A 6,000-nucleotide genomic window follows, 5' to 3' on the forward strand; every position below is an offset into this window, starting at 1 on the left:
AACCCCCAGCCACAACGACAGAGGAGGCCGCGCATGCCCGACGACCTGGCCGCGGACACCATCCGGAAACTGGAAGACGTCGTCGCGTCCCGCTCCCTGCCGGAACACACCGCCGAACTGCTCCGCGTCTCCCTCAGCCAGGCCAGGGCGGCGAAGACGGCGGGTCACGACCAGGAGGCGATCACCATCGCCGCGCAGGCCCTCCAGATCGCGGAGTCCCCGTCCACGGACCGGTAGCGGCGCGCCCCGGCCCCCGAGCCCCAGCCGGCGACCGGGGCCCGAAACCGCACCGGTTGGACCGTCAGCAGTGGCCGACACCGGTCTGGCCGGCCACCACTGATATGACGTCGGACGAGTCCTCGCTACCGGCGAGTACTACACCCGACCGCACGTCCGCAGGGCTGGACCCGGCGATCCAGCCCTGCGGACGTGTGTCCGGCGTCAGTTCTGGATGGGCCCCACGCAAAGGACGGACTCGTCTGCGTCAAATTGCTCCGCGGGAGGGCCCGCTCGTCGGGAAACTCCCGGCCGACGTCCGCCTCGAAGGTTCCTCTCGAAACGGCCTAGGCAGGTATCAGATTCTGAGAGCGGGTTCGCCGGAAGACCGGCGCTGCGCCCGTCGCCGCCACGGTGAGGTCCCAAAGCCGGGCGGCCCCCTCGGGGTCGACGGCGTACGCGCGGACGCCGCCGTCGTCCATGGGGGCGTCGGGAGCGGAGGCGCGGGCGACGTCACAGTCTTCAAGGTAGAGCCCGCCGCGGCCCTCGAGGAGTGGGGAGGTGGCGGCCCACAGTCCGGTGGCCGCGCCCTGGGAAGGGGTCTTGAAGCTGGCGCCGATCACGTTGCCGTGCTCGTCCACCCAGCCGCGGTCGATCTGTTCCCGGAGGGACATCTCGCGCTGGAGGCCGGTGATGATCTTGCCGGGGTGGAGGGCGAACGCGCGGACGCCGTCGTCGCGTCCGAGGGCGTCGAGGTGTACTGCGAACAGGGCGTTGGCGGTCTTGGACTGTCCGTAGGCCAGCCACTTGTCGTAGCCGGTACGGAAGTGCGGGTCGTGCCGGCGGATGTCGGTCAGGGCGTGACCGGCGGAGCTGTTGACAACGACCCGCGCGCCGCCCGCGGCGGCCAGGAGCGGGTAGAGCTCGCAGGCGAGGGTGAAGTGCCCAAAGTGGTTGGCGGCGAGGTGGCCTTCCCAGCCGGGGCCGACGCGCCGCTCCGGGGTGGCCATGACCCCGGCGACAGCCATCAGCAGGTCGAGCCGGCCGAGGGAGTCCCTGATGTGCGCTGCGGCCGAGCGGACACTTGCGAGGTCGGCGAGGTCCATCGGGACGACCTCGCAGCCCCCCACCCCCCGGAGGGCGGCACAGGCCACGCTCGGCCGGCGGGCCGGTACGAAGACCCGCGCCCCGGCGGCCGCCAACGCACGGGTGGTTTCCAAGCCGAGTCCGGAATAGCCGCCGGTCACAACGGCGGTCGTACGCGAAAGGTCGCGGCCGGCCACGACGTCCTTGGCGAAGGTGGCGGCAGAGAAGGGCGAGCCGAGTGGCCGCTGATCGTTCATGGTCATGCCCCTGACGCTACGATCGAGAGCGAGGTCTAGATCAAGTCCGGGAGCGAACGCCATGACAACGACCGCCGACCCCGACGCGCGGTCGCTGAGCATCGGCGAGGTGGCCGAACGGACCGGGCTAAGCGTGCACGCCCTGCGCTTCTACGAGCGCGAGGGCCTCCTCGTCGGGCCGGTCCGGCGCACGCCGGGCGGCAGGCGGCGCTACGCCCCCTCCGATGTCGACTGGCTGCTGATCTGCGTCAAGCTGCGCGAATCCGACATGCCACTCGCCGACCTCAAACACTTCGCCGAACTGGTGCGCCGGGGACCGGGCAACGAAATGGAACGACTGAGCCTGCTCGAAACCCACCGGCAGCGCGTCGACACACGGATCCGCGCACTGGAGGAGTGCCGATCCGTCATCACCGGGAAGGTCGGCGTGTACGCCGACCACCTCGCCCGCGGCGAAGCCGGCGGCCTCTGGGACCCGACGACCGAAGACGCCATCTCGTAGCTGTCCGGCCGACCATGTGACCACCGTCGCTTGATCTGACCGTCGCTGTGGGCATGGGGCGGGGAGAACGCGGCGATCTGCCGGACGCGGAGTGGGACGGCTGCGGCCGCCGGGTGCACTGGCGTGACCTGCCGGAGCGGTTCGGGCCGTGGAAGACCGTTGACGAGCGCCACCGGCGCGTGGTCGGCGGACGGCACCGCCCCCGATGCACCGTTCGTTGACGGACCCGCTGAGCAACGTCCAGTCACGCGGCGCGCGCTGGCAGCCAGGTGTCGATGGCCGCTGTCAGCTGACGGAGTTCTATGAAGACATGTGCGTTCATACCGATGGCTTGCGCTGCGTGCACGTTCTCCTCGCGGTCGTCGATGAACAGGAAGTCGGCCGGTGCGGCCCGCAGTGCGGCGACGCAGTGGTAGAACGCCCCTGGGTCCGGCTTCGCCGCCTCGATCTTCCCGGAGAAGGCGACGTGGTCGAGGTGTCGCAGCCAGGGCTGCGCGGCGAGGAAGGCGTCCGCGTGGTCGGACGGGATGTTGGACAGCAGGGCGACCTCGGCGCGGTCCTGCAGGCTCTGCACGTAGGCGACGACGCTGTCGTCGACCCGGGACCAGCTGTCGATGTCGGCGCGGCGCAGTTCTTCTATCGTTTCGGTGTCGACGGGACGCGACAGCTGTCGTAGGACGGTGGTCCAGTACGCGGCCGCGGTCTGCTGGGCGGCGTCGTAGGGCGGGCGGGAGACCCAGTAGGCGTCGGCGAAGGCGTCGGCGGGTGCGCCGCAGAGGGTGGCCATCCGTTCCAGGGCGCCGGGGCGTTGATGGCAGGCGATGACCCCGAAGAGGTCGAACAGCACGATGCGTCGTTCGGTGGACATGGGGGTGGTGTCTCCTGGTTGGGGCAGTTCAGAGGGTGGGCGGGGCCTGTGCGGGGCGGTGTCAGGGTCGCGCCGCGTCGCTGGTCAGTGGCTGTGGGACGCCGGCTCGGGCTCCGGCTCGGACGTGGCGCTGGAGCCGGTGCGCAGGACGCCGGCCGCCAGGGCGGTGGTCGCGCAGAGCAGGGTCAGCAGCAGGAAGGCGTGGTTCAGTGCGGTGAGGTGGGTCAGCCAGCCGATGACGGCGGGGCCGGCGAGCATGCCGACGTAGCCGAGCCCGGCGACCCGGGAGACGTTCGCGCCGGCCGCGGCGGGGTCGGCGTGGCCGGCCGCGCTGAACAGCTGGGGGATGCAGCCCGACAGGCCGAGGCCGAACAAGGCCCAACCCACGAACGCGGCCCATGTCGACGGGGCGAACGCGGCGAGAGTGATCCCGACGGCGGCCATGGCCGAGCCGTAGCGCAGGACCGCCATCGACCCGAACCGCGCGGCGATCCGGTCCGCGAGCAAGCGGCCGGTGGTCATCGCCGCAGCGAACGTGCCGTATCCGAAGGCGGCGGTGCTTGCGGGAGCACCGAGGACGTCCTTGAGGTGGAGGGTGCTCCAGTCGTTGGCGGCTCCCTCGCACAACATCGTCGTCAACGCCAGCGCGGCCAAGATCCAGATCCGCCCGGCGGTCCCGCGCCGCCTGGTAGCCGGAGCCTGCTCGGCAGGGGTGGCGGCGACAGTAGCTGGCGCCCCGGGCAGTAGGCCGCGGGCCAGGGCCAGTGCCATCACGACGCCGAGCGCGGCAAAGGCGCCGAGCGTGACAGCCGGGCTCATGCCGGCGCCGAGGGCTCCCGCCGCGACGAGGGCGGCGATGACGCCGCCGACGGAGAAGGTGGCGTGGAAAGCCGACATGACGGGCCGGCCGTAAGCCTTCTCCACGTGTACGGCGTGGGCGTTCATGCTCACGTCCAGACAGCCGTTGCAGAACCCGAAGATCAGCAGGGCCCCTGCCAGCATCCATGGATCCCGGGCCAGACCGGGCAGCAACAGGGTGGCGCTGGCCAGGACACCGGTGGCGGGGACCACGAGGCGCGGTCCGAGGCGGTCGGTCAGCGGGCCGGCCGCCTGCATTCCCGCGACGGCCCCGAGCCCGAGCAGCACCAGCAGGCTTCCGAGGGTGGCATGGCTGATGCCGACCCGTGTCTCGACGGCGGGGATATGTACGACCCAGATGCCTATCAGGGTCCCGGCCAGGGTGAAGTAGATGAAGGTCGCCGCGCGGGCGGCTCGAAGCGAAGGGGTCACACCACCCACCGTAACGAACATCTAACGTGTTTGAAAGGTGCGCGTTCGAACATGTTGAATGTTCGTTCTGAGGTGGTGTTCAATTCGGTGGTATGAGCAACACAGACCGTCACTCCGTGATCGCGCAGGCTGTCAGAGAGACGGGCCAAGTCACCGTCCAAGACCTCGCGGCTCTGACCGGCGCATCGGAGATGACCATCCGGCGTGATCTCGACGTACTCGCCAGGCAGGGCGTCCTCGAGCGCGTCCGCGGCGGCGCGCGGACCCTGCTGCTGCGGGGCCAGGAGCCGCCGTTCGCGCTGCGCGTCCGCGATGCCGTCGATGCCAAGCGCAGGATCGCCGCCGAGGTCTCCTCGCTCATCACCGACGGCGAGAGCGTCCTGCTGGACAGCGGCACCACCTGCCTGGAGGTCGCCCGCCTTCTGCGTGAGCGGCCGGTTACCGTGATGCCCCTGTCCCTCCAGGCCATCCGCGTCCTCAGTGACCCCCCGGGCCAGGCCGCGCTGATGGTGCCCGGCGGACGGCCCCGCGCCGCCGAAGGAGCCCTGACCGGCCCCCTCACCCTCGCCTCCCTGACCGCGCTGCGCTTCGACACCGCGGTCATCGGCTGCTGCGGCCTCAGCGCTACCGAGGGCCTGACCGCCTACGACCTCGACGACGCCGCGGTGAAGAAGGCGGGCATCGCCTCAGCCCGCCGCGTCGTCGTCGCCACGGACGGCGGCAAACTCGGCCGTACCGCCTACGCCCACGTCGGGCCCGCCACGCTCGTGCACACCCTCGTCACCGACACCACCGCGCCCGCCGACGCGGTCGCCGCACTCGAAGGTTGCGGAACCGTCGTCAAAGCCGTCTGACGAAACCGCCGAGCCGCAAATCCGCGTCGATGAGGAGTCGCTCATCTGGGGAGCGCAGCCCAGGCCAGAGCCGGACCGGTCGGCGCTGACGAGCTGGGCGCAGGCGCCGTCCAGGGCGATGCGCAGGAGCTGGCCGGTGGCGAAGGCGCGGTTGCCGTGGTCGAGGAGGGCCTGGTGACGACGCGGTCTTCTCCGGCGCGACGGGCGCCGTGGGAGGCATTGAGGGGGCCGTGGGAGGCATTGAGGAGAAGGGTCGCCATGATGGAGGCCGGGGCGTCGTGGATCGGAGGCTTGGGCGGCCCGGTGGTATTGCCGCCAGAGCGCTCTGGTCACCGGGCCTCGCCCGCGCACGCCTGATCGGCGCGGACTGCACCGAACATAACCCCAGCCAGCCTGCGCCCCGCTGCGAAAGCCCAGCGTTCGGCAACCCGCGTGACATACGAGGGCGCAAGTTGACTCCCAGCGCTGACACGAACCTTCCCGACGCACACCTCTTCTGGCATCCCGTGCGGTCCGTTGCGGGGGGGCTGTTGCCATGCCCGGAGCGACGCGTCATCCCGTCAGCGTGTGCCGATGGGCTGGGCGCCGGCATCAGGGCGGTGCGCTGGAGTCGGCCCCGGCCCGGATTCGCCAGTGACAGTCGAGGAGCGCCTGGGCGACCGCACCCCCACGGTCTGCTGTGCCCGGCGGCGATCTGAACGGGATCCGAGGGCGGTATCCCAATGGCCGGGGAGGGGAGGGTGCACTCGCCGCCTGTATGACCAGGTGTAAGAGGTCCTAACAGAAGCCGTTGATCATGTGACTTTCGGTTCGGGTGGTCGTTGGTCCTGCCGTGGGGAAACGTCAGTCGCGGCCGTGGATCGTGTCGGATGAGCTGTGGTCGCTGATCGAGCCGTTGTTGCCTGAGCCGGCGCCGAAGCTGGCTGA

6 protein-coding genes and 1 pseudogene are annotated in these 6,000 nt (G+C 70.7%); 4 read left to right on the top strand and 3 right to left on the bottom strand.

All coding sequences use genetic code 11. The features are described 5' to 3' along the window. Positions 1–33: 33 nt before the first annotated feature. On the top strand, positions 34–237 hold the full coding sequence (locus tag ACIPK4_RS36035; RefSeq protein ID WP_054225458.1) for a hypothetical protein: 204 nt from the start codon (positions 34–36) through the stop codon (positions 235–237). Between the two features lie 326 nt (positions 238–563). Here ACIPK4_RS36035 and ACIPK4_RS36040 read toward each other — a convergent pair whose 3' ends face one another. Beyond that, entirely contained in the window at positions 564–1,565 is a 1,002-nt protein-coding gene (locus tag ACIPK4_RS36040; protein ID WP_402321034.1) for an SDR family NAD(P)-dependent oxidoreductase, read from the bottom strand. A gap of 55 nt (positions 1,566–1,620) precedes the next feature. Between ACIPK4_RS36040 and ACIPK4_RS36045 the strand changes: the two genes are divergently transcribed. Both ACIPK4_RS36045 and ACIPK4_RS36050 read left to right on the top strand, forming a co-directional pair. Further along, complete coding sequence (locus ACIPK4_RS36045) at positions 1,621–2,061, top strand: MerR family transcriptional regulator (RefSeq protein WP_402321036.1); 441 nt, start codon at positions 1,621–1,623, stop codon at positions 2,059–2,061. A 53-nt stretch (positions 2,062–2,114) separates the two neighbouring features. After that, positions 2,115–2,259, top strand: a pseudogene (locus ACIPK4_RS36050) (transposase); the annotation flags it as partial. 46 nt (positions 2,260–2,305) lie between these two features. Here the strand turns inward: ACIPK4_RS36050 and ACIPK4_RS36055 are convergent. Together ACIPK4_RS36055 and ACIPK4_RS36060 are read right to left on the bottom strand one after the other, a co-directional pair. Next, complete coding sequence (locus ACIPK4_RS36055) at positions 2,306–2,929, bottom strand: HAD-IA family hydrolase (RefSeq protein ID WP_402321039.1); 624 nt, start codon at positions 2,927–2,929, stop codon at positions 2,306–2,308. An 84-nt stretch (positions 2,930–3,013) separates the two neighbouring features. Further along, positions 3,014–4,240 carry an MFS transporter gene (locus ACIPK4_RS36060; RefSeq protein ID WP_402321042.1) on the bottom strand — a complete coding sequence of 409 codons (1,227 nt, stop codon included), beginning with the start codon at positions 4,238–4,240 and terminating at the stop codon, positions 3,014–3,016. A 71-nt stretch (positions 4,241–4,311) separates the two neighbouring features. On the opposite strand from ACIPK4_RS36060, the gene ACIPK4_RS36065 reads away from it, so the two are divergent. After that, positions 4,312–5,073, top strand: coding sequence for a DeoR/GlpR family DNA-binding transcription regulator (locus tag ACIPK4_RS36065; RefSeq protein WP_402321045.1), 762 nt, complete (start codon positions 4,312–4,314; stop codon positions 5,071–5,073). Positions 5,074–6,000: the final 927 nt, after the last annotated feature.

Origin of the sequence: Streptomyces sp. NPDC086989 (assembly GCF_044745505.1) — a bacterium.
GTDB lineage: Bacteria > Actinomycetota > Actinomycetes > Streptomycetales > Streptomycetaceae > Streptomyces.

Coding starts and splice junctions, on each gene's coding strand:
- ACIPK4_RS36035 (WP_054225458.1), top strand. CDS start 34: ATGCCCGACGACCTGGCCGCGGACACCATCCGGAAACTGGAAGACGTC.
- ACIPK4_RS36040 (WP_402321034.1), bottom strand. CDS start 1,565: ATGACCATGAACGATCAGCGGCCACTCGGCTCGCCCTTCTCTGCCGCC.
- ACIPK4_RS36045 (WP_402321036.1), top strand. CDS start 1,621: ATGACAACGACCGCCGACCCCGACGCGCGGTCGCTGAGCATCGGCGAG.
- ACIPK4_RS36055 (WP_402321039.1), bottom strand. CDS start 2,929: ATGTCCACCGAACGACGCATCGTGCTGTTCGACCTCTTCGGGGTCATC.
- ACIPK4_RS36060 (WP_402321042.1), bottom strand. CDS start 4,240: ATGTTCGTTACGGTGGGTGGTGTGACCCCTTCGCTTCGAGCCGCCCGC.
- ACIPK4_RS36065 (WP_402321045.1), top strand. CDS start 4,312: ATGAGCAACACAGACCGTCACTCCGTGATCGCGCAGGCTGTCAGAGAG.